The sequence below is a fragment of the Streptomyces sp. JJ36 genome, from assembly GCF_021696945.1.
Taxonomy (GTDB): Bacteria; Actinomycetota; Actinomycetes; order Streptomycetales; family Streptomycetaceae; genus Streptomyces.
The window spans coordinates 1-24106 of record NZ_JACYHE010000069.1 but is presented as its reverse complement, the minus strand read 5'-3'; the positions used below and the strand labels follow the sequence as shown (position 1 = coordinate 24106).

The following is a 24106-nucleotide window of genomic DNA, read 5'->3' as shown; positions in this document are numbered from 1 at the left end:
ACGGGGCGTACGACACGAATCGCCCGCCCACGGACGAGGAGTGCCAGCAGACATGAGTGAGCAGCCCCACAGCGGCGGCGAGGACTGGACGCCGCAGGAGGAACCCGCGGCGGAACCGCCCCGGCGGCGCACCGGCCTGCGCCGGCTGCTGCCCACCTGGCGCATCGTCCTCGGCGGCCTGCTGATCGTCCTCATCGTGCTCTCCGGAGGGTTCGTCGCCGGCTACCTGCTGGTCGACATCCCCAAGCCGAACGACTCCGCCAACCACCAGACCAACGTCTACCTCTACTCCGACGGCACCCAGATCGCCCGCGACGGGGAGGTCAACCGGGTGAAGGTCGGCCTGGACGACATCCCGCGCTCCACCCGGCGCGCGGTGCTCGCCGCGGAGGACCGGAACTTCTACCACGAGCCCGCCGTCAACATCAAAGCCATGGCCCGCGCCGGCTGGAACATGGTCACCGGCGGCGGCAAGCAGTCCGGCTCCACCATCACCCAGCAGTACGTGAAGAACTACTACCTCACCCAGGAGCAGACGCTCACCCGCAAGGCCAAGGAGTTCTTCATCGCCATCAAGCTGGACAACGAGGTCAGCAAGGACGAGATCCTGGAGGGCTACCTCAACACCAGCTACTTCGGCCGGAACTCCTACGGCATCCAGGCCGCCGCCCACGCCTACTACGGCAAGCAGGCCGAGAAGCTCACCACCGCCGAGGGCGCCTACCTCGCCGCGCTGGTGAACGCCCCCAACGCCTACGACACCCGCATCCACCCGGACAACAAGGAACGGGCCGTCGAACGCTGGAACTACGTGCTGGACGGCATGGTCGAGGAGGGCTGGCTGAGCAAGAGCAAGCGCGCCGGCCTGGAGTTCCCCGAACCCGAGCCCTTCCAGCCCCCGAACACCCTCTCCGGCCAGCGCGGCTACCTGGTGGAGGCGGTCAAGCAGGACCTCCAGGCTCAGGGCATCCTCAGCAAGCAGCAGCTCGACTCCGGCGGCTACCGCATCACCACCACCCTCGACCGGGAGAAGCAGCAGGCGCTGAAGAAGGCCGTCGACGAACAGCTGATGTCCGAGCTCAGCGACGAACGCGAGGTCGACCGGTACGTCCGCGCCGGCGGCACCTCCGTCGACGTACGGACCGGCGAGGTGGTGGCCCTCTACGGCGGCGTCGACTACGTGAAGCAGTACGTGAACAACGCCACCCGGCGGGACTACCAGGTCGGCTCCACCTTCAAGCCGTTCCTCTACGCCTCGGCCCGGCAGCACGAGGCCACCACCCAGGACGGCGAGCCCATCACCGCCTCCACCGTCTACGACGGCACCAGCGGGCGCGAAGTGATCGCCGACGGGCAGGGCACCGGCTACGAACCGGAGAACGAGGACCACCGCTCCTACGGACAGATCACCGTCAGCGAGGCCATGGACAAGTCCGTGAACTCGGTCTTCGCACAGATGGGCGTGGACGTCGGCCCGCAGCGGGTGAAGGACACCGCGATCGCCCTCGGCCTGCCCGAGGACACCCCCAACATGCCCGCCGACGCGTCCATCGCTCTCGGCGTCGCCACCGCCTCCACCCGCGACATGGCCGAGGCCTACTCCACCCTCGCCCGCCACGGCCTGCACCGCGACACCACCCTGGTGCAGAAGGTGGAACGCGGCGGGGAGCTCGTCGACCTGCCCGGCCGCCGGCCCGACCGCGCCGTGCCCCGGGACGCCGCCGACTCCACCACCGCCATGCTGGAGAGCGTCGTCGAGGGCGGTACAGGCACCGCCGCCCAGGCCGCCGGACGCCCCGCGGCCGGCAAGACCGGCACCGCCGAGGAGGACCGGGCCGCCTGGTTCGCCGGCTACACCCCCGAACTGGCCACCGTGATCAGCGTCATGGGCCAGAAGCCCGACGGCTCCCACGAGGAGCTCTACGGCGCCGCCGGGCGCCCCCGGGTGAACGGCGGCGGCTTCCCCGCCGAGATCTGGGCCGCCTACACCGCCGACGCACTGAGCGGGCAGCCCGCACGCGAGTTCGACCTGCTGACCACGGACGACACCCCCACCCTCCCGCCGTCCACCCCCGGCGACCCGGACCCCACCACCGAGCCCCCGGCCGGCGGCGAGCCCACCACCGAACCGCCCACGGACACACCCCCGACCTCACCGGAGATCCCCGAACCGCCGACGCACACGCCCACCATCCCCACCGAGCCGGGCACCCCACCCGGCCCGGACACCGGCGGCACCGCCGAAGGCGGCACCACGGACGGCACCACCGGCGGCACCGACGGCGGCACGACCGGCGGACCCGGCGGAGGCACCGGCGGCACCGGCGGAGGGACGGACGGAGGCAGCACCGAGGGCGGCTGGGGCGGCACGACCGGAGAGTTCGGCGGCGGCACCGAGGAGTGACCCGGGGCCCCGGCCGGCGTGCCCCCGGGCCGGTCCGGCGGGGCCCGGGCTGCCCCCGGGCCGGCCCGGCGGGGCCCGGGCGCACCGGGGCCCAGATGCCGCATTTGCTACGGTACCGGGAGCCCGACGAGACGCGCCGTACCGGGCCGCCGGCCCCACCCGGAACCCACCGGCACCGGCCAAGGCAAAGACGACGCACCCCCGCACACCAGCGATCAGCGACCGGCCGCCACCCGCGCCGGTCCCGGAGGTGCCGTCATGGCCTGGATCCTGCTCACCCTCGCCGGCCTGCTCGAGGTCGCCTGGGCGATCGGCCTCAAGTACACCGAGGGCTTCACCCGGCTCTGGCCCAGCCTGCTCACCGTCGCCGGCTTCGCCGCCAGCATGCTGCTGCTCGCCCAGGCCGCCCGCACACTCCCCATCGGCACCGCCTACGCCGTCTGGGTCGGGATCGGCGCCGCCGGCGCCGCCGTCGTCGGCATGATCGTCCTCGGCGAACCCGCCACCGCCGCCCGGATCGCCTTCCTCGCCCTGCTGCTCGTCGCCGTCGCCGGGCTCAAGATCACCTCGGGACACTGAACAGCACGCCGCCCGCGGGCGGCCACGGCCGCCTACAGATACAGGCCCGTGGAGTCCTCCGACCCCTGAAGCCGCTCGGCCGCCACCGCATGCAGATCCCGCTCGCGGATCAGCACGTACGCCACACCCCGCACCTCGACCTCGGCCCGGTCCTCCGGGTCGAACAGCACCCGGTCACCCGGCTCGACCGTCCGCACGTTCTGCCCCACGGCGACGACCTCCGCCCAGTGCAGCCGGCGGCCCACCGCCGCCGTGGCCGGGATCACGATGCCGCCGGAGGAGCGCCGCTCCCCCTCCGGGATGTCGGTGCGCACCAGCACCCGGTCGTGCAGCATGCGGATCGGCAGCTTGTCGTGGTGCGGGTGCGCGGGCGGGCCGTCGGGGGCAGGGGTCTGGGAACTCACGGCACGACCGTATCTCAGGCACTCAGCCCCGCCGACGCCGAGCCGACAGGAACAGCAGGCCGCCCACCACGACGGTCGCCGCCAGCGCCGCCGGGACCACCCGCTCCAGCCGCGGCGACCCGTCCTCCCGGACCATCGCCGCCCGCGCGTCCGACAGCCTGCGGTTGGCCTCCGTGTACGCCCGCCCGGCGGTACGGTCCACCGACGCGGCGACCCTCGCCCGCGCGTCACCCATGAGCGTCCTCGGGTGCACCCGCACGGCGATCTCGTCCAGCGCGGCAGCGAGATCCTGCCGCCGGCGGAGGATGTCCGCCTCGATGTCCGCGGGTGTCCTGGCTTCCGTCACCGCGCCGCCTCCGTGCTCGTCCGTCTCCGCGTCCGTCCTGGTCACCGGACAGTCTGTCAGCTTCCTCCGCCTGCTGCCCCACGGCACCCCCATGCGGTCGCCCGGGTACCGCGTCGCACACCTCGCTAAGCTCGCCTGTGGACGCACTACCCCGAGGAGCCCCCATGAGCGAGCGACTGCAGCCCGGCGACACCGCCCCAGCCTTCACCCTGCCCGACGCCGACGGCAAGGAGGTGTCGCTCGCCGACCACGCCGGGCGCAAGGTCGTCGTCTACTTCTACCCCGCCGCCCTCACCCCCGGCTGCACCAAGCAGGCCTGCGACTTCACCGACAACCTCGAACTGCTGGCCGGCGCCGGCTACGACGTCATCGGCATCTCCCCCGACAAGCCGGAGAAGCTCGCGAAGTTCCGCGAGAAGGAGGACCTGCGGGTGACCCTCCTCGGCGACCCCGGCAAGGAGGTGCTGGAGGCGTACGGCGCCTTCGGCGAGAAGAAGCTCTACGGCAAGACGGTGACCGGGGTCATCCGCTCCACGGTGATCGTGGACGAGCACGGCACGGTGGAGCGCGCCCTCTACAACGTCAAGGCCACCGGCCACGTCGCCAAACTCCTCAAGGACCTCGGCCTCGCCTCCTGACCCACCTCCGCCCGCCCGGCGTAACGGTCCTCTCGGACCCTCGTTGATCCGTTCGACGAGAGAACGCGCACCCACCCGCGCAGAAGCGTGTGGCTGGGGCGAGGGAGGGGGCGGAACATGGTCAGCCGGTACCCGGCCGAACGACTCGCGGCTGCCGCGGCGTCGTCTTCCACCATGACCGAGGCGCTGGAGAAGCTGGGAGTCGCCCCCCAGAGCGGCACCAGGAAGTATCTCCGGGCCCGGATGAGGAAGCTGGGCATCGACGTCAGCCACTTCGAGTCGGAGAACGTGCGCTGGACCCGGGAAGACCTGGAGAAGGCGGTTGCGCAGGCCACGAACCTGTACCAGGTCCTGCACGTCCTCGGCGTCGAGCAGGTGGGTGGCCAGCATGCCCACATCGGCCGGCGTATCCGGCGGCTGGGCATCGACACGTCGCACTTCGTGAGACCGGTTCCGCGCCGAGGGCGCCGGTCGCCGCGAGACGTCCTCGTCCGCCAGGACCCGGGCAATGCGCGCCGCGTGCCCAGCGACAGGCTGCGACGCGCCATGCTCGCCGCCGGGGTTTCGCAAGTATGCGCGTGCTGTGGCCTCGGCACCCGGTGGCAGTCCCGCCCTCTGACGCTCGAGGTGGATCACGTGGACGGGGACTGGAGGAACAACAGCATCGAGAACTTACGGCTGCTGTGCCCCAACTGCCACGCAACGACCGACAACTACCGGGGCCGGGGCAAGAAGCGCCACGCACGGACACCCCCTGCCGGCCCTCGCACCGGGGACGAACGGCCCCCGAGCCGTCGCGGTGTTCTCGAGGAGAAGCGGGGAGCGGTTGCCGCCCGGTCAGCGCGACCACAGCCGTCCGCCGAGGCATTGCGGCGTGCCGTCACCGGTTCCGTCTCCATCGCCGGGGCACTACGTCAGCTCGGCCTGCCGGACAACAGCTCTGCGCGACGCCTGTTCCGCTCCTGGGTGCAAGCCGAGGGTGTGGACACGTCGCACTTCCTCGGTCAGGCCCACCTGAGAGGGCAGCTCCGCCCCACGGTCACCCGACCCGAGACCGTCCTGATCCGGCACACCGGTGTGCGACGCACACGCACACGGGTGCTGCGTCAGGCACTGCGCGACCTGGGGAGACCCGAACGCTGCGCCGAGTGCGGCACCGCTCCCGCGTGGCGGGGGGCTCCCATGACCCTGGAGATCGACCACATCGACGGTGACTGGAGCAACGACCAAGCGCAGAACCTGCGCTTTCTCTGCCGCAACTGCCACTCGACGACGGCGACCTGGTGCCGGGGCCGCGGTCGAGCGACGAGCCGGTGACCGCCCGGTCCCGGCGCGCTCATCCGCTACCATGGCTCGCAGTACGCGGCCGTGGCGTAATGGGCAGCCGCGCAGCGCTTAGGACGCTGTGGGAGAAATCCCGTGAGGGTTCGAATCCCTCCGGCCGCACCGCAGGGCTGACAGGGCGATCCCCGCATCGCCCTCGTCACCCCAGGAGCTCGCGGAGGTGGGGGGCGAGGGCGCGGAAGGCGCGGCCGCGGTGGCTGATGGCGTTCTTCTCGCCGGGGGTGAGCTGCGCGCAGGTGCGGGTGTCCCCCTCGGGCTGGAGAATCGGGTCGTAGCCGAAGCCGCCGTCGCCCGCGGGGGTGTGGCGCAGGGTGCCGGTCAGCCGCCCCTCGACGACGCGTTCGGTGCCGTCGGGCAGGGCGAGGGCGGCTGCGCAGGCGAAGTGGGCGCCGCGGTGGGCGTCGTCGATGTCGGCGAGCTGGGCGAGCAGCAGGTCGAGGTTGGCCTGGTCGTCGCCGTGGGTGCCGGCCCAGCGGGCGGAGAAGATGCCGGGGGCGCCGCCGAGGACGTCCACGCAGAGCCCGGAGTCGTCGGCGACGGCCGGGTGGCCGGTGGCGCGGGCGAGGGCGTGTGCCTTGAGGAGGGCGTTCTCGGCGAAGGTGGTGCCGGTCTCCTTGACGTCGGGCACCTCGGGGTAGGCGTCCGCACCCACCAGGTCGAGGTCGAGTCCGGCGTCGGCGAGGATGGCGCGGAGTTCGGTGACCTTGTGGGCGTTGCGGGTGGCGAGGATCAGGCGGGGGCTGCTCATGGGTCCCGATTATGGCGCGGCCGGGGGTGCCCGGGTGCGGGCGGCCCGGCCGCCCCGGCCCGGTGCGGAGGGGTGCGGCCCGGTCGAGGTGCGGCGCGGGGCCGGGGGCGGGTCAGCCCGGGGAGCAGACGTTGGTGAGCTCGTCGGCGGCGTCGTTGATGCGCTGCATGTCGGGGGCGCGGCCGTCGTTCACCGCGGTGCGGGCGTCCTGCACGGCGGCGTCCAGGTCGTCGACGGCCTTGCCGACGTCGGCGTTGTCGGTCTTGTCGCCGAGTTCGTCGAGGTTCCGGTCGATGCGGTCGAGGGACTCGCGGGCCTGGGCGGGGTCCTCTCCGGCGGAGGAGACGGCCTTCTGGAGGTCCTCGACGGACTCCGCGACGGTGACGGCGGTGTTGGCGCAGTCGAGGGCCTTGTCGAGCGCGCCGCAGCCGGCCGTCGCGGCGGCGGTGGTGGCGACGACGACTGCGGTGGCGGTGCTGGCGAGGATGCGGCGCACGTGGTTTCCTCCCGGGTCGGGCAGACGGACGGACCGCACGGCATGACCCGTACGGCCCGTACCCTGTCAGACGCGTAAAGCGCTCGCAAAGTTGCGAGGCGGGGCGTTCGGTTTCAGTCGGCGGTGAGGGTGCCGAGGGCGCCACGCTGGGCGCCGTCGAGTTCGGCGCAGCCCTTGACGGCGAGGTCGAGCAGGCCGTCGAGTTCGGTGCGGGCGAAGGGCTCGGCCTCGGCGGTGCCCTGGACCTCGACGAAGCGGCCGTCCTGGGTGCAGACGACGTTCATGTCGGTGTCGGCGCGCACGTCTTCCTCGTAGCAGAGGTCGAGCATCGGGGCGCCGCCGATGATGCCGACGCTGACGGCGGAGACGGCGCCGGTGAGGGGCTGGGCTTTGGCGCGGACGAGCTTCTTCTCGCGGGCCCAGGCGACGGCGTCGGCGAGGGCGACGTAGGCGCCGGTGATGGCGGCGGTGCGGGTGCCGCCGTCGGCCTGGAGGACGTCGCAGTCGAGCACGATGGTGTTCTCGCCGAGGGCCTTGAAGTCGACGACGGCTCGCAGGGAGCGGCCGATGAGGCGGGAGATCTCGTGGGTGCGGCCGCCGATCCGGCCGCGGACGGCCTCGCGGTCGCCGCGGGTGTTGGTGGAGCGGGGCAGCATCGAGTACTCGGCGGTGACCCAGCCTTCCCCGCTGCCCTTGCGCCAGCGGGGCACGCCGTCGGTGACGCTGGCGGTGCAGAGGACCCGGGTGTCGCCGAACGAGACGAGGACGGAGCCTTCGGCATGCTTGCTCCAGCCTCGCTCCAGGGTGACGGGGCGGAGCTGGTCCGGGGTGCGTCCGTCGATGCGAGGGACGTCGGTGTGAGACATGGGTGCGAGCCTAGCCGGAAACCGGGGCGTGCCGTTCCGCCGGCCGGGACGGGGCTCCGGGCCGCGACCGGGGGCCGGGGGCCCGGGGTCCGGAGTGCGCGGTCGGAGCCCGGGGGCCGGGGCTCGTGGTCACATCATGTCTTCGATCTCTGCCGCGATCGGGTCGGCGTCGGTGCCGATGACGACCTGGACGGCGGTGCCCATCTTCACCACGCCGTGGGCGCCGGCGGCCTTGAGTGCGGCTTCGTCGACCAGGTTCGCGTCGCTCACCTCGGTGCGGAGGCGGGTGATGCAGCCCTCGACCTCCTCGATGTTGTCGAGCCCGCCGAGTCCGGCGACGATCTTCTCAGCCTTGCTGGCCATGTGTCTCTCCTGAGGTGTCTCGGCCCGGGGCGTGGCGCCCCGCCAAAGAGGTCTACACCAGTATGGGGCACCGTACGGGGTGACCGGGGCGCGGGGCGCGCCCGCGGGGGGCCGGCTGCGCGACCTGGTGTGGTCTACGCCACTGGAAGGGCGAATTCCCCCGCCCGTTCCCGCCATGGTAAGAGTGGTCTAAACCACTCAGTGGATTAGACCACGTACCACGGGCGCGGTCCCCTCCCCGTCCCCCCGGGAGCTCCCCGGGGGGCCTCGTCCGAAGCACCAGGAGGACTCCGATGAGCTCTGCCAGCCAGGCCGCCGCGCCCGCGAGAAAGCGGGGCCCGGGCCTGTTCCAGGGACTGCAGAAGGTCGGACGCAGCCTACAGCTCCCGATCGCCGTCCTCCCCGCCGCGGGCATCCTCAACCGGCTCGGCCAGCCGGACGTGTTCGGCGACGAGGGCCTGGGCTGGCACGACGTCGCCGCCGTCTTCATGGGCGCCGGCGGTGCGATCTTCGACAACCTGCCGCTGCTCTTCTGCATCGGTGTGGCCATCGGCTTCGCCAAGAAGTCGGACGGTTCCACGGCCCTGGCGGCCGTGGTGGGCTTCCTCGTCTACAGCAACGTCCTCCAGGCCTTCCCCGTCGAGGAGGCGGTGATCAGGGCGGGCGAGGACACCCCGGCGGTGTACAACGACCCCGGGGTGCTGGGCGGCATCGTGATGGGCCTGCTCGCCGCGGTCGTCTGGCAGCGCTGTCACCGCACCCGGCTGGTGGACTGGCTCGGCTTCTTCAACGGCCGCCGCCTGGTGCCGATCCTGATGGCCTTCGTGGGGCTGGTGGTCGGCGTGGTCTTCACCCTCGTCTGGGAGCCGGTCGGCGACGCCATCACCTCCTTCGGGGAGTGGATGACGGGGCTGGGGGCGCTCGGCGCCGGGCTCTTCGGCGCGATCAACCGGGCGCTCATCCCGATCGGGATGCACCAGTTCGTGAACACCGTCGCCTGGTTCCAGCTCGGCGACTTCACCGACGCCTCCGGCGACCTGGTGCACGGCGACATCACCCGGTTCTTCGCGGGCGACCCGTCGGCCGGGCAGTTCATGTCGGGCTTCTTCCCGATCATGATGTTCGGGCTGCCGGCCGCGGCGCTGGCCATCGCGCACACCGCCCGCCCGGAGCGGCGGAAGGCCGTCACGGGCATGATGATCTCGCTGGCGCTGACCTCGTTCGTCACGGGCATCACCGAGCCGATCGAGTTCGCGTTCATGTTCGTGGCGCCGGTGCTGTACGTGGTGCACGCGCTGCTGACCGCGGTGTCCATGGCGGTGACCTGGGCACTGGGTGTGCACGCCGGGTTCTCGTTCTCCGCAGGCTTCATCGACTACGCGCTGAACTGGAGCCTGGCCACCAAGCCCTGGATGATCATCCCGATCGGTCTCTGCTTCGCCGTCGTCTACTACGTGGTCTTCCGCTTCCTGATCGTGAAGCTGGACATCGCCACGCCCGGGCGGGAGCCCGAGGACGAGGTCGAGGACCTCACGAGGTAGCGCGGCGGCCGCGCCGCCGTGGGTGCGAGGCCCCCGGGAGCCGTACCGGCCCGGGGGTCTCGCGCGTTCCGTGGGGGATTCCGCGCGGCCGGACGCCCCTGGACAGGGGGCGCGGGCCGGTGAGCCGGTGGGCCGCGGTTTCAGAGCTCGTAGACGGCGCCCGGGCGGGCCAGCTCCACCGGGCCGTCGAAGGCGGACTTGGCGTCCCGCAGGTTGGTCTGCGGGTCGGTCCACGGCGGGACGTGGGTGAGCACCAGCCGGGCCGCTCCGGCGCGCTGTGCGCACTGGCCCGCCTCCAGGCCGGTCAGGTGCAGCTCGGGGATGTTCTCCTTGCCGTGGGTGAAGGAGGCCTCGCAGAGGAGGAGGTCCGCGTCCGCGGCGAGGGCGTCGATCTGCGCGCAGGGCCCGGTGTCCCCCGAGTAGGTGAGGACGGTTCCGCTGGCCCGGTGGGTGAGGCGGAAGCCGTACGCCTCGACGGGGTGCCGCACGCGTTCCGTACGGACGTCGAAGGGCCCCGCCGCGAACTCCGTGCCGGGGGCGAGCGTGCGGAAGTCGAAGACCTCGCTCATCGAGGAGTCGGAGGGGGTGTCCGCGTAGGCGGTGGTCAGCCGCTTCTCGGTGCCCTCGGGCCCGTACACCGGGATGGGGGCGCAACGGCCGCCCTCGTGCCGGTAGTAGCGGGCGACGAAGTAGGCGCACATGTCGATGCAGTGATCGGCGTGCAGGTGGCTGAGGGCGACCGCGTCGAGGTCGTAGAGGCCGCAGTGCCGCTGCAGCTCGCCCAGGGCGCCGTTGCCCATGTCCAGGAGCAGCCGGTAGCCGTCGGCCTCCACGAGATAGCTCGAACACGCGGAGTCCGCGGACGGGAACGACCCGGAACAGCCGACGACGGTGAGCTTCATCGAGTGGGAACCTCCGTGGACAGCCGGCTGGGGATGACGCCACTCCGTGGTGCGGGGAGGGGGTTTTCCGAGCGTAAGCCGGGACGGGCCGCACGGCTCCTCCGGAGAGCCGGGGTGTGGGCGGAATCACCAGCGCGGGGTACCGTCGGACAGGTCTGCGAAGGGCCCGCGGGCAGGGACGGCGTACCGGAGGGAGCGGCGTGGAGACCGGGTGGTGGATCGCGCTCGGCGTGGTCGTGCTGCTGGCGCTCGTCGCCGCCTACGTCGACGGGACGGGGCGGCTGCGCCGCCGGCCGCGCGACGGAGCGGCGGGCCGGCCGCCGGGCGGTACGGCGCCGCCGCGGCCCGGCGAGTTGTGGCGGGGGGCGGCGGGCGGCCCGGAGGGTGCGGCGCTGTGGCTGGTGCTGGGCACCGGGGCGGACGCGGTACGGGCGGCTCCGGTGACCTCCGCGCACGTGGCCGGGGAGGCGGGGCGGGTGACCGAGGGCGCCGTGCGGGCCGCGGGGGTGCGCAGCGTGCCGCTCGGGGAGCTGCGGGAGCGGGCCGGGGCGGTGGACGCCGCGGTCTGGGACCGCGTCCGGCATCTGGCGGACTGAGGCGCCGCCTCGCCGCGGGCGCCGGTGCCCCGGGACGCGCGGCGTGCCGCGCCCCGGGGCGGCGGGCCGTCAGGCCCAGAGCTGGCCCTGGAGGGCCTCCACGGCCTCCTCGGTGGTGGCGGCCGTGTAGATCCCGGTGGAGAGGTACTTCCAGCCGGCGTCCGCGACGAGGAAGACGATGTCCGCGCTCTGCCCGGCCCGCAGCGCCTTGCGCCCGACCCCGAGGGCGGCGTGCAGCGCGGCGCCGGTGGAGACGCCGGCGAAGATGCCCTCCTCGGCGAGGAGCTCGCGGGTGCGGGTGACGGCGTCCTCGGAGCCCACGGAGAAGCGTGAGGTGAGCACCGACTCGTCGTACAGCTCGGGCACGAACCCCTCGTCGAGGTTGCGCAGCCCGTAGACCAGGTCGTCGTAGCGCGGTTCGGCGGCGACGATCTCGATGCCGGGGCGGTGCTCCCGCAGGTAGCGGCCGGCTCCCATCAGGGTGCCGGTGGTGCCGAGGCCGGCCACGAAGTGGGTGACGGAGGGGAGGTCGGCCAGGATCTCGGGGCCGGTGCCGGCGTAGTGGGCGCCGGCGTTGTCCGGGTTGCCGTACTGGTAGAGCATCACCCAGTCGGGGTGCTCGGCGGCCATCTCCTTGGCCACCCGTACGGCGGTGTTGGAGCCGCCGGCCGCCGGGGAGGCGACGATCTCGGCGCCCCACATGGCGAGCAGTTCCCGCCGCTCGGAGCTGGTGTTCTCCGGCATGACGCAGACGATGCGGTAGCCCTTGAGGCGGGCGGCCATGGCCAGCGAGATGCCGGTGTTCCCGGAGGTCGGCTCGAGGATGGTGCAGCCCGGCGTGAGGCGGCCGTCCTTCTCCGCCTGCTCGATCATGTGGAGGGCCGGGCGGTCCTTGACGGACCCTGTGGGGTTGCGGTCCTCCAGCTTCGCCCAGATCCGTACGTCCTCGGCGGGCGAGAGCCGGGGGAGCCGCACCAGCGGGGTGTTGCCGACGGCCGCGAGCGGCGAGTCGTACCGCATCAGCGGGAGCCGCCGGCGACGGCGGGCAGGATGGTGACGTTGTCGCCGTCGCTGAGCTCGGTGGAGATGCCGTTCAGGAAGCGGACGTCCTCGTCGTTGAGGTAGACGTTCACGAAGCGGCGGAGCTCGCCGCCGTCGACGAGGCGCTGCTGGATGCCGGCGTGGCGGGACTCGAGGTCGGTGAAGAGCTCGCCCAGCGTCGCGCCCTCGCCGGTGACGGTCTTCGCGCCGTCGGTGTAGGTGCGCAGGATGGTCGGGATGCGGACCTCGATGGCCATGGGTGTGCTCCTGTCGGAGAGAAGGGAGGGCGGCGGGGTGCGTGCAGGACGGCCGTGCTCACCGCGGGGCCGGGCGCCGGGGTCGCGGGCGCGACGGGGGGGCGTCAGGGGCGGGCGGCGGCGCAGCGCCTACATGCGGCGCTGGCGAGGCGGCACAGGTCCACGTGCAGGCGCGCGGCCCCGCATCCGAAGGCGCCCAGCAGGGCGGTGGCGGACGCGGAGCGCAGCACGGCGGCCGGCGGCTGCCCGCCCCGGCTCTGCTGCTTCCGCGCTGCGCTCACGTCGTGGACAACCATGGGCTCATCGTAACGATTCCCGGAGCGGTTTCCGGACGCCCGTTCCATCATGCGGACCCTGGCGTCTCACGTACGGAACTGCGGTGGCGGGGCCGGTGAGGGTGTCACGCCTCGTAGGCAGGGACGATCTCCACGTCCTCCTCGGTGACCTCGCCCTCCACGATGCGGAACGAGCGGAAGGAGAACGGGCCTTCGTCGTTGCCGCACTCGGCGGTGGAGACGAGGACGTAGTGGGCGAGGGGCTCGTTGGCGTAGCCGATGTCGGTGCGTGAGGGGTACGCCTCGGTGGCGGTGTGCGAGTGGTAGATGACCACCGGTTCCTCGTCGCGGTCGTCCATCTCGCGGTAGAGCTTGAGCAGGTCGGTGGAGTCGAACTCGTAGAAGGTGGGCGAGCGGGCCGCGTTCAGCATGGGGATGAAGCGCTCCGGGCGGTCGGTGCCGGCCGGGCCCGCGATCACCCCGCAGGCCTCGTCGGGGTGGTCGCGGCGGGCGTGCGCGACGATCCTGTCGTGCAGCTCCTGGGTGAGGGTCAGCATGGGGAGCAGCATAGACAGCGGGCCTGCCGGTACCGGGTGGCGGTACGGGCAGGCCCGCTGCGTGGGCCCTGCGGCCGCGCGGGAGCGCGGCTCCGGCCGTGCGGCCGGCCGGCTCAGAGGGTCTTGGCGGCCCCCGCCGGGGCAGCGGCCTCGCTCGCATCGATCTGCTCGTCGGTCTCGCCCGCGTCGCGGCGCCGGACGTAGTCGAGCACCTTGGTCAGCTCCCGCTTGACCAGCGGGGCGAGGAAGTAGAGCCCGACGATGTTGAACACCGCGGCGAGGAAGAGGAACGAGTCGCCCAGCGTGACCAGCGAGCCGAGGGACATCACGGCGCCGGTGATCACGATGAGGCAGAAGAGGATCTTGTAGAGCGTCTCGCTGGTCCGGGTACGGCCGAAGAGGAAGGTCCAGGCCTTCATGCCGTAGTAGCCCCAGGTGATGATCGTGGAGATCGCGAAGAGCAGCACGGCGAGCGTGAGGACGTACGGGAACCAGGGGATGACCGTCTCGAAGGCGTCCGAGGTGAGCGCCACGCCGGACTCGGGGGCGGCGCCGCCGGCCGCCGCCTCGCGGGCCGCCTCGAAGCTGGCGGGCGAGGCGATGACGATGGTCAGCGCGGTCATGGTGCAGATGACGACGGTGTCGACGAACGGCTCGATCATGGCGACCAGGCCCTCGGTGGCGGGCCGCTTTGTCTTTACCGCGGAGTGGGCGATCGGGGCGGAGCCGATGCCGGCCTCGTTGGAGAAGGTGGCGCGGCGGAAGCCCTGGATGATCGCGCCGACCAGGCCGCCGAAGACGCCCTCGGGGCTGAACGCGCCCTCGATGATGGCGCCGACCGCGGTGCCGACCTCGGTGATGTTGCCGAGGATGACGGTGAGGCAGGCGAGGACGTAGATGATCGCCATGGACGGCACCAGGCGGCTGGTGACGGCGCCGATGGAGCGCATGCCGCCGAGCAGCACCAGGCCGACGACGACGGCGATCAGGACACCGAAGAAGAGCGCGCCGCCGGAGGAGGAGAAGAAGCTGTCCTCGTCACCGGTGACGGACTGGAGCTGCTCCAGGCTCTGGTTGACCTGGAAGAGGTTGCCGCCGAAGAAGGTGAAGAAGAGCAGCGAGATGGCGGAGCCGGCGGCCAGCACGGTGCCGAGGTGCCGCTGGCCGATCTCGGCCATGCCCTTGCGCAGGTAGTGCATCGGGCCGCCGGAGACCGTGCCGTCCGGGTGGACGTCGCGGTACTTCACGCCGAGGGTGCACTCGACGAACTTGGTGGCCATGCCGAGGAGACCGCAGAGGATCATCCAGAAGGTGGCGCCGGGCCCGCCGAGGGTGACGGCGATGGCGACGCCGGCGATGTTGCCGAGGCCGACGGTGCCGGAGACCGCGGAGGTGAGCGCCTGGAAGTGGCTGACCTCACCGGGGGCGTCCTTCTGGTCGTACTTGCCGCGGACCAGCTTGAGCGCGACGCCCAGGTGCCGGAGCTGTGCGAACCCGAAGTAGGTGCTGAAAACCGCGCCGGCCACGACCAGCCAGGCGACGATCCACGGGAAATTGTGTCCGAAGAGGTGAACCTCGTAGAAGACGATCTCGCTCACATCGGTGGCGATGGGATCAACGAAGTCGCTGATCGCCTTGTCGACTTCTTCGGTCCAGGAGGGGTTTGCCATGGATGACCTCTGGCTTGCGCTGCGGGGACGGTTGTGCAGACGTGGTGTTCACCGAAGCTTCCCGGCGCGTTGTCCGCGCGGTGAATTTCGGTTCCGGCGTTCCTACCACGCAGCGCGACCAGCACCATGTGAGGCACGTCACATGTTCATATCACGGACACATAACAGCAGGACGATCCAGGGCACTCCGGGCACTCCGTCCGCATAAATTACCTCCGGGTATCGAATATCGGTGACACTTCTTCACCCAGCGTCACGGAATTCCCACGGCAATGCCAGGAGTCACCGAAGAAAATGCTGCTGTCGGCGTGTGCCGTCACGGATTCCGGTTCTCCGTATTACGGGACGGGGCGCCGTCCGCTTTCCGGACGGCGCCGATGAGACGCACCGGAGCGCGCTTCAGACCGAGAGCGTCTCGACGAGGGACTCCTGCAGGGCGCCGAGCCACAGATACGCCATCACCATCGGCTTCCGCTCGTCGGAGTCCGGAAGCTGGTAAAGGGCGTCGTCGTCCTCCTGGACCTCCAGCCGGGTGCCGATCGCGAGCCGGAGGTCGTTCAGGGCGCCCAGCCACTGCTTCGACTCCGCCTCCGCCAGGGTGAGCACCGCGCCGCCCGCCCCCTGCGGGGAGAGCGCGTCCAGCGCGCGCACCACAGCCAGTGCGTCCTCGCGCTTGCGCGCCCGCAGGTCGTTCTCGGTGTAGCGGCGGAACTCCGCGGAGGCGGCACGGGCGGCCTCCTCCTCCCCGGGCCCGGTGTCCGGACCGAGGTAGGCCTCCGGGAAGAGCCGGGCCAGGGCCGGGTCGGAGGGCGGCTCGCTGGGCCCCTCGGCGAGCAGCGTGTCGAGCGGGTCCTCGGCGCCGGCCGGCTGCTCGCCGGGGCCGATCAGCTCCAGCAACTGCACCGCGAGGGTGCGCAGGATGGAGATCTCCACCTCGTCGAGCGCGATCGCCGCGCCGCCGTCCCCGGTACTCTCGAACTGGCCGGCCATCAGCCGCGGTCCTGCTGCAGGGTGGCCCAGAGGCCGTAGCCGTGCATCGCCTGCACGTCGCGCTCCATCTCTTCGCGGCTTCCGGTGGACACGACCGCTCGTCCCTTGTGATGGACGTCCAGCATCAGCTTCTTGGCCTTGTCCTTGGGATAGCCGAAGTAGCTCTGGAACACGTAGGTCACATAGCTCATCAGGTTGACCGGGTCGTTGTGCACGACCGTCGCCCAGGGGACGTCCGGCTCCGGCACCTCGACGGGCGCCTCGCTGGTCTCCGGACGCTCGATCTCCGTGGGGGCGACACTCACAGGACCATGCTGCCACTCTCCCCGGGGCGGCGCGCAAACACCCGTCACGCGCACGGGCGCACCCGGACCCGGGACGCGCGGCAGCACCCGCCGGCGGGGAACCGCACCTCAAATATCGTCACTCTGACGAGATCCGGGGTAGGATGAGCCCATGAACACAGGGGATCTGGAACTGCCGGTGACCGTGCCCTCCACGGCGCTCTTCACCGACCAGTACGAGCTCACCATGGTGCAGGCGGCCCTGCGGGCGGGCACCGCCGGCCGGCGCTCCGCCTTCGAGGTCTTCGCCCGGAAGCTCCCCGAGGGCCGCCGCTACGGCGTGGTGGCCGGCACCGGACGGGTGCTGGACGCGGTGGAGAACTTCCGCTTCGACGAGCGGATGCTGGGCTTCCTCCGGTCCCGGGGCGTCGTGGACGAACCCACCCTGGAGTGGCTCGCCGGCTACCGCTTCCGGGGCGACATCGACGGCTACCCGGAGGGCGAGGTCTACTTCCCCGAGTCGCCGGTCATGCGGGTGGAGGGCACCTTCGCCGAGTGCGTGCTGCTGGAGACCGTGGTGCTGTCGATCCTCAACCACGACTCCGCGGTGGCCGCGGCCGCCTCCCGGATGGCGGTCGCCGCGGGCGACCGGCCGCTGGTGGAGATGGGCGCCCGGCGCACCCACGAGCTGGCCGCGGTGGCCGCCTCCCGCGCGGCCTACGTCGGCGGCTTCTCCTCCACCTCCGACCTGGCGGCCGGCTTCCGCTACGGCATCCCCACCGTCGGCACCAGCGCACACGCCTTCACGCTGCTGCACGACACCGAGCGGGACGCCTTCACCGCCCAGGTGGAGTCGCTGGGCCGCGGCACCACGCTGCTCGTCGACACCTACGACGTCGCCACCGCGGTCCGCACCGCGGTGGAGATCGCCGGGCCCGAGCTGGGCGCGGTGCGCATCGACTCCGGCGACCTGCTGCTGGTCGCCCACCGGGTGCGGCAGCAGCTCGACGAGCTGGGCGCCAAGGGCACCCGGATCGTGGTCACCAGCGACCTCGACGAGTACGCGATCGCCTCGCTGGCCGCCGCGCCGGTGGACGCGTACGGGGTCGGCACCCGGCTGGTCACCGGCAGCGGGCACCCCACCTCCTCCATGGTCTACAAGATGGTCGCCCGGGCGGAGGACACCTCTCCCGGCGCGCCGCTGCGCCCGGTCGCCAAGCGGTCGCTCGGCGGGAAGTCGACGCTCGGCGGCACCAAGTGGGCCGCCCGGCCGCGGGACGAGGAGGGCGTCGCCGAGGCCGAGGTGATCGGCACCGGGCCGCTGCCGGAGGAGCTGGCGGAGGTCTCCCTCCAGGTTCCGCTGGTGCGGGGCGGCGAGCCGGTGGCCCGGGAACCGCTGGACACCGCCCGGGAACGGCACCGCAGGTCCCTGGAGATCCTGCCGATGTCGGCTACCCAGCTCTCCGACGGGGAACCCGTACTCCCGACGGAGCACCGGTGAGCCGGGCGGCCCGGGGGAACCCGGGAGAACCCGCCGGACCCCGGGGGCCTCGGGCGGTCGTCCCGGGTGGCGCCCTCTCCCCCCGGGCGACACGGAGTGTCTAGTCTCGGTCACGGCCGACCGAACCGCCCCAGCCCACCCCCACCCAGCCGAAAGGTGTGCACCATGCACCGGGCACTGATCGTCGTGGACGTCCAGAACGACTTCTGCGAGGGCGGCAGCCTCGCGGTCGCGGGCGGCGCGGACGTCGCCGCCGCCATCACCGAGCTCGTCGGGAACGCGACCGCCGGCTACCGCCATGTCGTGGCCACCCGCGACCACCACATCGCCCCGGGCGACCACTTCTCCGAGCAGCCGGACTTCCGGGGCTCCTGGCCGCCGCACTGCGTGGCCGGGACCGAGGGCGTCGGCTTTCACCCCAACTTCGCCCCGGCCGTCGCCTCCGGCGCCCTGGACGCGGTCTTCGACAAGGGCGCGTACGAGGCCGCGTACAGCGGCTTCGAGGGCGTCGACGAGAACGGCACCCCGCTGGCGGACTGGCTGCGGGAGCGCAGGGTGCGCGAGGTGGACATCGTCGGCCTCGCCACCGACCACTGCGTACGGGCCACCGCGCTGGACGCCGCCCGCGAGGGCTTCCGTACGCATGTGCTGCTCGGCCTGACCGCGGGGGTCGCCGCGGAGACCACCGCGCGCACCCTCGACGAGCTGCGCGAGGCGGGCGTGGAGCTGACCGGCGAGCCCGTGGTGGCCGGGGCGTAGGGCCCCGGGAGCCGGGCTCCGGAGCCCGGCCGCCCGCCCCGGCCCGCAGGGCCCGGAGGCGCCCCCGCGCGCCGGACGGGACCCGGCTACGTACGGACCCGGTGCCCGGGCGGGCGCAGCAGCGTGCCGATGGGCTGCCAGGACTCGCGGTCGTCCAGCGGCACGGGCCGCCAGACCAGCCCGTCCGGGTGGTGCAGCACGGCGGTGATCTCGTCCGGGGTGGGCGGTTCGGCGTTGCCCCGCAGGTAGACCGCACGCAGGCCCAGGTTGCGCAGCCTGGTCAGAGCGCGCGCCCGGTTGCCGGCGTGGACCAGCACCCGGACCCGTGGCTCCTCGACGCCCAGACGGACGCCGTGCCGGACGGTGCGGGCGGTGTCGGTGTGCGCGGACCAGCGCCGCGGCCCGTGCCGCTCGGCCGGCCCCGGCGCCGTGCGGTGTCGCCAGGGCCACCCGGTGTGCCCGTGGGCGGCCTCCGCGAGCCCGTCCGGCGGGCTCTGCCCGGCGGCCTGGTGCCGGGCCGGTAGGCGCCCGGCGGGGCCCGCCTGCGGGCCGGGCGCGGGCGGTCGCGGCAAGGACAGGGCGACGATCACGCTGCCGTCGGGCAGCGGGGCGTATCCGCCTCCAGCCATGATCAGCTTCTCCCCCGTTGAACGGTCGTCAGAAGGAACCTCAGGAGGCATCTATAACGCGATCGGCCGCTGCCCGCCAGGGGGCAGCGGCCGATCATGTTTTGACCTGCAACGATGCAAATCAGCGCTGCGAGGGTCCCACCTGCACGGTGATCGTCTTACCGCTGAAGGGCTGCTTGACGATCTTGATGCGGGTGTTGGTGTCCGGCACCTTCACCCCGCCCTGCGGGTTGGACTCGTACCAGTACGTGCCCTTGTGGTCGTCGAAGACCGGCTTGCCCCACTTCGGCCAGACGAAGGTCGGCTCGCCGTCCTTGTGCAGGAGCATCCCGCCCGAGGGGTACCAGCTGAACGGGGAGTCGTACGCCTGGATGCGGTTCCGCATCAGGGTGCCGTCCTCCCAGCGCTCCGGCTTGGCGTGCGCGTCGACGGGCAGGATCAGGCCCTCACCGGGGTGAACGCCGACGTTGTTGTCCTTCTGGGAGGTGTCCCAGAGCCAGACCATCATGCCCGTCTGGTAGGCGTAGCGCTCCACCCAGTCCGGCCGCGTGGAGGCCCAGCCGAAGTTGTACGGGCCGTGCTCCAGCGACTCGTCGTAGGAGACGTACTGCCGGTTCTCCACGATGTAGAACTGCGGGTAGCTCTTGGTGAAGGACTCGCCGACGCGCGAGAAGCCCTTCTTCGTCCACCCGTTGTCGCCGTCCTCGGCGCCGTCCTGGAAGACCGTCCCGCCGTCCGCGGTGATGCTGATCGCGTCCGCGGTGAAGCCCATCTGGGCCACGCCGCCGTCCGTCTGATAGCGGAAGCGAAGATCGATCTGCTGCCCCGCGTAGGCGTCCAGCGGGTAGGAGAGGTCACGGTAGGTCTCCGACACACCGTGCAGCGCCGGCCGGTCGCTGCCGTCCCGCGGGATCGGCTTGCCGTCCACCGTGCCGTCCAGCGGCGTCCAGTTGGCGCCGCCGTCCGTCGACACCTCGGTGTAGAGGTAGTCGTAGTTCTCCTCGATGTCGTACCAGCCCTTGAGGTCCAGCGTGGCGCCGGACGTCCCGGTGAGGTCGACGGAGCGGGTCAGGGTGTTGCTCAGGTCGTCGCCGCTGCCGCTCCACCACTGCATGGTGCCCTCGGCGGGCGTGGTGACCTCGGTGGTGACTTCCTTCTCCGGGAGCTCGACGACGAGCGCCTGCGGGTTCCTGGTGTTGTAGTTCTGCACGCCCAGCTTGTGACGGGACTCGGTGGCCGCCTTGGCGGTCTCGTAGTCCAGCCAGCCGAGCTGGAACTTGTCCCAGGCGTTCAGGTCGCCCGCGGAGTCGCCGATCGCGTCCTCGCCCTTGTTGAGCCAGGACCCGGAGGACATCAGCGACCAGAAGCCGACCGAGTTCTCCCCGGTACCGGTGGTGTCGTAGTGGTCCGGCAGACCGAGGTCGTGGGCGTACTCGTGGGCGAAGACGCCCAGGCCGCCGTTCTCCGGCTGCACGGTGTAGTCGCCGACCCAGACGCCGGTGTCACCGATCTGGGTGCCGCCGGCCCTGTTGAAGTCCGGGCCGGTGTGGCCGACGTCGCTGCCGTACGCGTACCAGCGGTGCGCCCAGATGGCGTTCTCGCCCTGCGCGCCGCCGCCGGCGGACTCGTCCTCGCCGGCGTGGATCCACTGGAAGTGGTCGATGTAGCCGTCGCGCTCGTTGAAGTCGCCGTCGCCGTCGTGGTCGTAACGGTCCCAGACGTCGTACTGCGCGACCTTGTCGGCGATCTCCTGGTCGGACATCCCGGCGGCCTTCTGGCCCTGGACCCAGGCGGCGAGGCCGTCCCGGATGGCGTCCCACACGGTGCGGCAGGTGCTCGCACCGCAGTAGTTGGAGCCGTACCGGGCCTCGTTGTACTCCACCTTGACCCAGTCCGAGACCTCGCCCTCGACCGAGTACCGGCCGGAGGACTGCTTCTCGTAGTAGGACTTGAGGGAGTCCTCGCCCTCGCCGAAGTAGACGTCCTCGTAGTGGGCCTGGTCGAAGTCCCCCTTCCAGAAGGTGGAGTTGTCCTTCGACCGGTCCGGCTCGGCGATCTGGTTGTGGGCCGGGCCGGGCTCACCGCCGTAGTCCGGGTGCACCTTGTCCCCGAACTCGACCAGGATGGTGAAGATCTTGTCGGTCTTCTCCCGCGCCAGCTCGACGTACTTCTCGTCGCCGAGCTTCATCACCCGGGAGTCGTTGCGGCGGAAGGTCTGCGCCTCGCCCTTGTCCTCCTCGCCCTTGGCGAGCTTCTCCAGAGCCGACTGGCGCAGCTGCCGCTGCTCGGCGCTGAACGGCCCGTCCAGGTTGTGGGGGTGCCGCTCGCCGGACTTGGACTCGGCCTGCTTCGGCTCGGGCTGCGGAGCGGGCTGGGCCTGCGCCGAGGCGGCGGGCAGCATGACCGCCGCTCCGAGTGCCGCGACCGAGGTGACCAGCGCAGCCGACCTCGATCTTATGGATCTCCGTCTGCTGTTCACGTGTTCGTCGTCCTCCCCTGCAAGTGCAGTGACTTGACGGGAGGTATTGGACCGGAGTGACGCCGGAAAAGACAGACCTTGATTCGAACCGGAGCGTAGCAGTAGGTTGCTGCACCACCCGTGCAGGAAAACGACGCCCTATGCGCCTGTGCGCCCCCCGTGCACCGCGGCGTGGGTGAGGTCACGCTTACCCCGCTTTCTCCCGGGGCAGTCCGGACCGTAGAGTCGTTCGAAGGCGCGCTCCGTGGAGCGACTCGTCACGACCCGACCGCACCGACGGCCCCGAGGACGGATCCCGCCATGCCGCGTCCGGCTCCCGCACAGCTCGCCTACGGTGGACTCGCCGTCGTCGCCTCGACGCTGGCCCTGCTGCTGGTCTCCGGGGCCCGTTCCGGACCAGGCGTCCTGGTCGTCGCGACCGTGGCGCTGGCCCTGGGAGTCGCGGTGGCCCTCGCCGTCCCCGCGGCCCGTCCGGCCCCCGCCCGGCGTACCGCCCGCGGCTCCGCCGCCGCCCCGCGCGCGGCCCGGTCCGGGACCGCCCGGTCCGCCGGCAGGCAGGTCCCGCAGACCTCGCTGCACCGCTGAGCCGCCGTCAGGTGCGCCGCGGGGGGCCGTTCCCAGGTGGCCCGCCCGGCGGCCGGGGCGGGCGCCCCTCAGTCCGTCGCCACCACCACCGTCTTGCCGGCCTTGTCGTGCAGACACTGCCGGTACGGCCGGTCCCAGGTGCAGAAGAGCACGTTCACCAGCCAGAAGAGGGTGCCGATGCACGGCACCAGTGCGGGCACGTGATAGACGACGGCGCGGATCCAGGCGGGCGACCCGGCCGGCACCGAGCCGTTCAGCAGCATCGCCACCCGCACCCGCAGCAGCCTCTTGCCCAGCGTCTGGCCCGAGTGGGAGAGCATCAGCCCCTCGTAGACGAAGTAGACGAGGGTGTAGAGGCCGCCCGGCCACCACTGCGCGCCGGTGTCCTCGTAGTCGAACCCGGTGCCGAAGCCGGAGACGATCGCCACCGGGATGCCGATGATGAGCGCGTCCACGATCCGGGCCAGCAGCCGCTTGCCCCGGGAGGCCAGCGGCGGCATGCCCGCCAGCGGATCCCCGCCCGGCCCGTACCGCCCCGGCCCCGGGGCGGTGCCCCCGTACGGATCGCCGTAGGGGCTCCCGTACGGACTGCCGTACGGTGCGCCGCCGCCCTGCGGGGGCGGCTCCGCGGCGCCGTGCGGCGGGGTGCCCGGCGGCGGAGTCCCGTACGGCGGCTGTCGCGGGCCCTCCGGTTCCTCCGGCCGCTGCGGCCCGGTCGCGCCCGCCGCCTGCTCCTCGTCGTCGCGGGGTCTCTTCCGGAACGGGTCGTTCCCCGGGTCCTCGGTGCTCATGGCACGAGTGGACCGTCTGGGCGGCGGCCCCGCATCCGCTGTGTGCCGTTGGAGGGACGGGCGCCGAGGCCCGGCCGGGCCGCTCGCGGAGCCGCCGCCGTCAGCCCTGGGCGACGAAGGTGCGCGCCGCCTTGTCGTGCCAGCACTGGCGCCAGGGCCGGTCGAAGAGGCACCACACCACGTTGACCACCCCGAGCACCAGGAGCGAGAGCACCCCGTACGTCAGCCAGCGGCGCAGCGCGGCACCGGTGCGCGGCGCGTCCTGGCGCTCCACGTCCAGCACCCGGATCCCGAAGAGCCGCTTGCCCAGGGTCCGCCCCCAGCGCGCGGTGGGCAGCGCCTCGTAGACCAGGCCGAAGAGCAGGAACGCGCCCAGGACCAGGGCGAGATAGCCGCCCGTGGTGCCGTCGATCAGCCAGATCTGCCGGGTGACGCCCGCCTGCTCGGCGGCGTCGATCTTCCCCTGGATGTGGTCGGCCGCCCTGCCGGCGAGGGGGAAGGCGACCGCGGCCGCCACGCCGAAGGTGAACAGGCCGTCCACGAGACGGGCACCCAGACGCCTGCCCAGCCCGGCCGGGCGGGCGTCCTGCGCGTGCTGGGCGAACGGGTCGGAGGCCGGCGGACGCCACGGGGCGACGGCATCCGGGCCGCCCAGCCCCTGGGCGGGCAGTCCGCCGCCCGGCTGGGCGTCTCCGGCAGGGGTGCCGTGCCTGGCCAGGTCGTGCACCTGCTGCGCCCACGGCGGCCGGGCGGCACCGGGCGCCGGGGCTCCCGCCGCGTGGGGCGCGGCACCGGGCACGCCGGGCACCGCGCCGGGAGCGGCGTCCGGGCCCGCGGCCGCCTGACCGGTGGTGGGGCCGGCCGGTCCGTGCGGCGGCCCGGCGGTCCCGGAGGTGCCGTGCGGGGAGGACGCCGGACCGGCCGCCGGCGGCTGCCCCGTGCCCGCAGGCGCAGTCCCGGCCTCCCCGGGAGCGTGGTGCGTCCCGCCGGGGGTGCCCGTCCCGGACGCCCCGGGCCGGGCGGCAGGGCCCGGCACCCGGCTCGCGGCCGCGGGCCGGCCC

The 24106-nt window shown here is 72.4% G+C and carries 26 protein-coding genes, 1 tRNA gene and 1 pseudogene; 10 read left to right on the top strand and 18 right to left on the bottom strand.

Going from position 1 to position 24106, the window contains the following annotated elements:
• The first annotated feature begins 52 nt into the window (after nt 1–52).
• Together HOY81_RS21605 and sugE are read left to right on the top strand one after the other, a co-directional pair.
• On the top strand, nt 53–2404 hold the full coding sequence (locus HOY81_RS21605; RefSeq protein WP_237322151.1) for a transglycosylase domain-containing protein: 2352 nt from the start codon (nt 53–55) through the stop codon (nt 2402–2404).
• Nucleotides 2405–2662: 258 nt separating this feature from the next.
• Entirely contained in the window at nt 2663–2983 is a 321-nt protein-coding gene (gene sugE / locus HOY81_RS21600) for a quaternary ammonium compound efflux SMR transporter SugE (protein WP_237322150.1), read from the top strand.
• 32 nt (nt 2984–3015) lie between these two features.
• On the opposite strand, the gene HOY81_RS21595 is transcribed toward sugE, so the two are convergent.
• Nucleotides 3016–3318 (bottom strand): co-chaperone GroES, encoded by a 303-nt coding sequence (locus tag HOY81_RS21595; RefSeq protein WP_237322161.1) that lies wholly within the window; start codon nt 3316–3318, stop codon nt 3016–3018.
• Nucleotides 3319–3409: 91 nt separating this feature from the next.
• Entirely contained in the window at nt 3410–3733 is a 324-nt protein-coding gene (locus HOY81_RS21590) for a DUF3618 domain-containing protein (RefSeq protein WP_237322160.1), read from the bottom strand.
• A 164-nt stretch (nt 3734–3897) separates the two neighbouring features.
• Between HOY81_RS21590 and bcp the strand changes: the two genes are divergently transcribed.
• The 3 genes and pseudogenes from bcp to HOY81_RS21575 all read left to right on the top strand — a co-directional run bounded on the left by bcp (nt 3898) and on the right by HOY81_RS21575 (nt 5817).
• Nucleotides 3898–4371, top strand: a complete 474-nt coding sequence (gene bcp / locus HOY81_RS21585) for a thioredoxin-dependent thiol peroxidase (RefSeq protein WP_237322149.1) — start codon at nt 3898–3900, stop codon at nt 4369–4371.
• 117 nt (nt 4372–4488) lie between these two features.
• Nucleotides 4489–5109: pseudogene (locus tag HOY81_RS21580) on the top strand (HNH endonuclease signature motif containing protein); the annotation flags it as partial.
• A gap of 624 nt (nt 5110–5733) precedes the next feature.
• Nucleotides 5734–5817: transfer RNA gene (locus HOY81_RS21575), tRNA-Leu, on the top strand.
• Between the two features lie 37 nt (nt 5818–5854).
• Here the strand turns inward: HOY81_RS21575 and rdgB are convergent.
• The 4 genes from rdgB to HOY81_RS21555 form a co-directional block, all read right to left on the bottom strand.
• The gene (rdgB, locus tag HOY81_RS21570) at nt 5855–6463 is read right to left on the bottom strand and encodes an RdgB/HAM1 family non-canonical purine NTP pyrophosphatase (protein ID WP_237322148.1); all 609 of its coding nucleotides are present in this window, start codon (nt 6461–6463) and stop codon (nt 5855–5857) included.
• 112 nt (nt 6464–6575) lie between these two features.
• On the bottom strand, nt 6576–6959 hold the full coding sequence (locus tag HOY81_RS21565; protein WP_237322147.1) for a hypothetical protein: 384 nt from the start codon (nt 6957–6959) through the stop codon (nt 6576–6578).
• Between the two features lie 113 nt (nt 6960–7072).
• Nucleotides 7073–7825 carry a ribonuclease PH gene (gene rph / locus HOY81_RS21560; RefSeq protein ID WP_237322146.1) on the bottom strand — a complete coding sequence of 251 codons (753 nt, stop codon included), beginning with the start codon at nt 7823–7825 and terminating at the stop codon, nt 7073–7075.
• A gap of 129 nt (nt 7826–7954) precedes the next feature.
• The gene (locus HOY81_RS21555) at nt 7955–8188 is read right to left on the bottom strand and encodes a glucose PTS transporter subunit EIIB (RefSeq protein ID WP_237322145.1); all 234 of its coding nucleotides are present in this window, start codon (nt 8186–8188) and stop codon (nt 7955–7957) included.
• 293 nt (nt 8189–8481) lie between these two features.
• Between HOY81_RS21555 and HOY81_RS21550 the strand changes: the two genes are divergently transcribed.
• Nucleotides 8482–9729: a PTS transporter subunit EIIC gene (locus HOY81_RS21550; RefSeq protein ID WP_237322144.1), complete on the top strand. Its 1248-nt coding sequence runs from the start codon at nt 8482–8484 to the stop codon at nt 9727–9729.
• A gap of 140 nt (nt 9730–9869) precedes the next feature.
• Here HOY81_RS21550 and HOY81_RS21545 read toward each other — a convergent pair whose 3' ends face one another.
• Nucleotides 9870–10631, bottom strand: coding sequence for an MBL fold metallo-hydrolase (locus HOY81_RS21545; RefSeq protein ID WP_237322143.1), 762 nt, complete (start codon nt 10629–10631; stop codon nt 9870–9872).
• Nucleotides 10632–10831: 200 nt separating this feature from the next.
• On the opposite strand from HOY81_RS21545, the gene HOY81_RS21540 reads away from it, so the two are divergent.
• Complete coding sequence (locus tag HOY81_RS21540; protein WP_237322142.1) at nt 10832–11227, top strand: type II toxin-antitoxin system PemK/MazF family toxin; 396 nt, start codon at nt 10832–10834, stop codon at nt 11225–11227.
• A gap of 69 nt (nt 11228–11296) precedes the next feature.
• On the opposite strand, the gene HOY81_RS21535 is transcribed toward HOY81_RS21540, so the two are convergent.
• The 7 genes from HOY81_RS21535 to clpS all read right to left on the bottom strand — a co-directional run bounded on the left by HOY81_RS21535 (nt 11297) and on the right by clpS (nt 16322).
• Nucleotides 11297–12247, bottom strand: coding sequence for a PLP-dependent cysteine synthase family protein (locus HOY81_RS21535; RefSeq protein ID WP_237322141.1), 951 nt, complete (start codon nt 12245–12247; stop codon nt 11297–11299).
• Nucleotides 12247–12525, bottom strand: coding sequence for a MoaD/ThiS family protein (locus tag HOY81_RS21530; protein ID WP_237322140.1), 279 nt, complete (start codon nt 12523–12525; stop codon nt 12247–12249). Before HOY81_RS21530 ends, HOY81_RS21535 begins: the two co-directional genes overlap by 1 nt.
• A gap of 104 nt (nt 12526–12629) precedes the next feature.
• A complete protein-coding gene (locus tag HOY81_RS21525) occupies nt 12630–12821 on the bottom strand; it encodes a putative leader peptide (RefSeq protein WP_306423529.1) in 192 nt (63 codons plus the stop codon).
• A 104-nt stretch (nt 12822–12925) separates the two neighbouring features.
• Complete coding sequence (locus HOY81_RS21520) at nt 12926–13357, bottom strand: Mov34/MPN/PAD-1 family protein (protein WP_237322138.1); 432 nt, start codon at nt 13355–13357, stop codon at nt 12926–12928.
• 113 nt (nt 13358–13470) lie between these two features.
• The gene (locus HOY81_RS21515; RefSeq protein ID WP_237322137.1) at nt 13471–15027 is read right to left on the bottom strand and encodes a sodium:alanine symporter family protein; all 1557 of its coding nucleotides are present in this window, start codon (nt 15025–15027) and stop codon (nt 13471–13473) included.
• 399 nt (nt 15028–15426) lie between these two features.
• Nucleotides 15427–16017 (bottom strand): DUF2017 domain-containing protein, encoded by a 591-nt coding sequence (locus HOY81_RS21510; protein WP_237322136.1) that lies wholly within the window; start codon nt 16015–16017, stop codon nt 15427–15429.
• Nucleotides 16017–16322 (bottom strand): ATP-dependent Clp protease adapter ClpS, encoded by a 306-nt coding sequence (gene clpS / locus HOY81_RS21505; RefSeq protein ID WP_237322135.1) that lies wholly within the window; start codon nt 16320–16322, stop codon nt 16017–16019. The genes HOY81_RS21510 and clpS overlap by 1 nt, the downstream gene beginning before the upstream one ends.
• A 151-nt stretch (nt 16323–16473) precedes the next feature.
• On the opposite strand from clpS, the gene HOY81_RS21500 reads away from it, so the two are divergent.
• A complete protein-coding gene (locus HOY81_RS21500; protein ID WP_237322134.1) occupies nt 16474–17802 on the top strand; it encodes a nicotinate phosphoribosyltransferase in 1329 nt (442 codons plus the stop codon).
• 165 nt (nt 17803–17967) lie between these two features.
• On the top strand, nt 17968–18561 hold the full coding sequence (locus HOY81_RS21495) for an isochorismatase family protein (RefSeq protein WP_237322133.1): 594 nt from the start codon (nt 17968–17970) through the stop codon (nt 18559–18561).
• 86 nt (nt 18562–18647) lie between these two features.
• On the opposite strand, the gene HOY81_RS21490 is transcribed toward HOY81_RS21495, so the two are convergent.
• Entirely contained in the window at nt 18648–18905 is a 258-nt protein-coding gene (locus HOY81_RS21490) for a hypothetical protein (protein ID WP_237322159.1), read from the bottom strand.
• Between the two features lie 406 nt (nt 18906–19311).
• Nucleotides 19312–21669 carry an immune inhibitor A domain-containing protein gene (locus HOY81_RS21485; RefSeq protein WP_237322132.1) on the bottom strand — a complete coding sequence of 786 codons (2358 nt, stop codon included), beginning with the start codon at nt 21667–21669 and terminating at the stop codon, nt 19312–19314.
• 300 nt (nt 21670–21969) lie between these two features.
• Between HOY81_RS21485 and HOY81_RS21480 the strand changes: the two genes are divergently transcribed.
• Nucleotides 21970–22254, top strand: a complete 285-nt coding sequence (locus HOY81_RS21480; protein ID WP_237322131.1) for a hypothetical protein — start codon at nt 21970–21972, stop codon at nt 22252–22254.
• A 68-nt stretch (nt 22255–22322) separates the two neighbouring features.
• On the opposite strand, the gene HOY81_RS21475 is transcribed toward HOY81_RS21480, so the two are convergent.
• Together HOY81_RS21475 and HOY81_RS21470 are read right to left on the bottom strand one after the other, a co-directional pair.
• Nucleotides 22323–23045: an RDD family protein gene (locus tag HOY81_RS21475; protein ID WP_237322130.1), complete on the bottom strand. Its 723-nt coding sequence runs from the start codon at nt 23043–23045 to the stop codon at nt 22323–22325.
• A 100-nt stretch (nt 23046–23145) separates the two neighbouring features.
• A partial coding sequence (locus tag HOY81_RS21470; RefSeq protein ID WP_237322129.1) for an RDD family protein occupies nt 23146–24106 on the bottom strand: 961 nt, incomplete at its 5' end.

Coding starts and splice junctions, on each gene's coding strand:
- HOY81_RS21605 (WP_237322151.1), top strand. CDS start 53: ATGAGTGAGCAGCCCCACAGCGGCGGCGAGGACTGGACGCCGCAGGAG.
- sugE (WP_237322150.1), top strand. CDS start 2,663: ATGGCCTGGATCCTGCTCACCCTCGCCGGCCTGCTCGAGGTCGCCTGG.
- HOY81_RS21595 (WP_237322161.1), bottom strand. CDS start 3,318: ATGCTGCACGACCGGGTGCTGGTGCGCACCGACATCCCGGAGGGGGAG.
- bcp (WP_237322149.1), top strand. CDS start 3,898: ATGAGCGAGCGACTGCAGCCCGGCGACACCGCCCCAGCCTTCACCCTG.
- rdgB (WP_237322148.1), bottom strand. CDS start 6,463: ATGAGCAGCCCCCGCCTGATCCTCGCCACCCGCAACGCCCACAAGGTC.
- rph (WP_237322146.1), bottom strand. CDS start 7,825: ATGTCTCACACCGACGTCCCTCGCATCGACGGACGCACCCCGGACCAG.
- HOY81_RS21555 (WP_237322145.1), bottom strand. CDS start 8,188: ATGGCCAGCAAGGCTGAGAAGATCGTCGCCGGACTCGGCGGGCTCGAC.
- HOY81_RS21550 (WP_237322144.1), top strand. CDS start 8,482: ATGAGCTCTGCCAGCCAGGCCGCCGCGCCCGCGAGAAAGCGGGGCCCG.
- HOY81_RS21545 (WP_237322143.1), bottom strand. CDS start 10,631: ATGAAGCTCACCGTCGTCGGCTGTTCCGGGTCGTTCCCGTCCGCGGAC.
- HOY81_RS21535 (WP_237322141.1), bottom strand. CDS start 12,247: ATGCGGTACGACTCGCCGCTCGCGGCCGTCGGCAACACCCCGCTGGTG.
- HOY81_RS21530 (WP_237322140.1), bottom strand. CDS start 12,525: ATGGCCATCGAGGTCCGCATCCCGACCATCCTGCGCACCTACACCGAC.
- HOY81_RS21525 (WP_306423529.1), bottom strand. CDS start 12,821: ATGGTTGTCCACGACGTGAGCGCAGCGCGGAAGCAGCAGAGCCGGGGC.
- HOY81_RS21520 (WP_237322138.1), bottom strand. CDS start 13,357: ATGCTGACCCTCACCCAGGAGCTGCACGACAGGATCGTCGCGCACGCC.
- HOY81_RS21515 (WP_237322137.1), bottom strand. CDS start 15,027: ATGGCAAACCCCTCCTGGACCGAAGAAGTCGACAAGGCGATCAGCGAC.
- HOY81_RS21510 (WP_237322136.1), bottom strand. CDS start 16,017: ATGGCCGGCCAGTTCGAGAGTACCGGGGACGGCGGCGCGGCGATCGCG.
- HOY81_RS21500 (WP_237322134.1), top strand. CDS start 16,474: ATGAACACAGGGGATCTGGAACTGCCGGTGACCGTGCCCTCCACGGCG.
- HOY81_RS21495 (WP_237322133.1), top strand. CDS start 17,968: ATGCACCGGGCACTGATCGTCGTGGACGTCCAGAACGACTTCTGCGAG.
- HOY81_RS21480 (WP_237322131.1), top strand. CDS start 21,970: ATGCCGCGTCCGGCTCCCGCACAGCTCGCCTACGGTGGACTCGCCGTC.
- HOY81_RS21475 (WP_237322130.1), bottom strand. CDS start 23,045: ATGAGCACCGAGGACCCGGGGAACGACCCGTTCCGGAAGAGACCCCGC.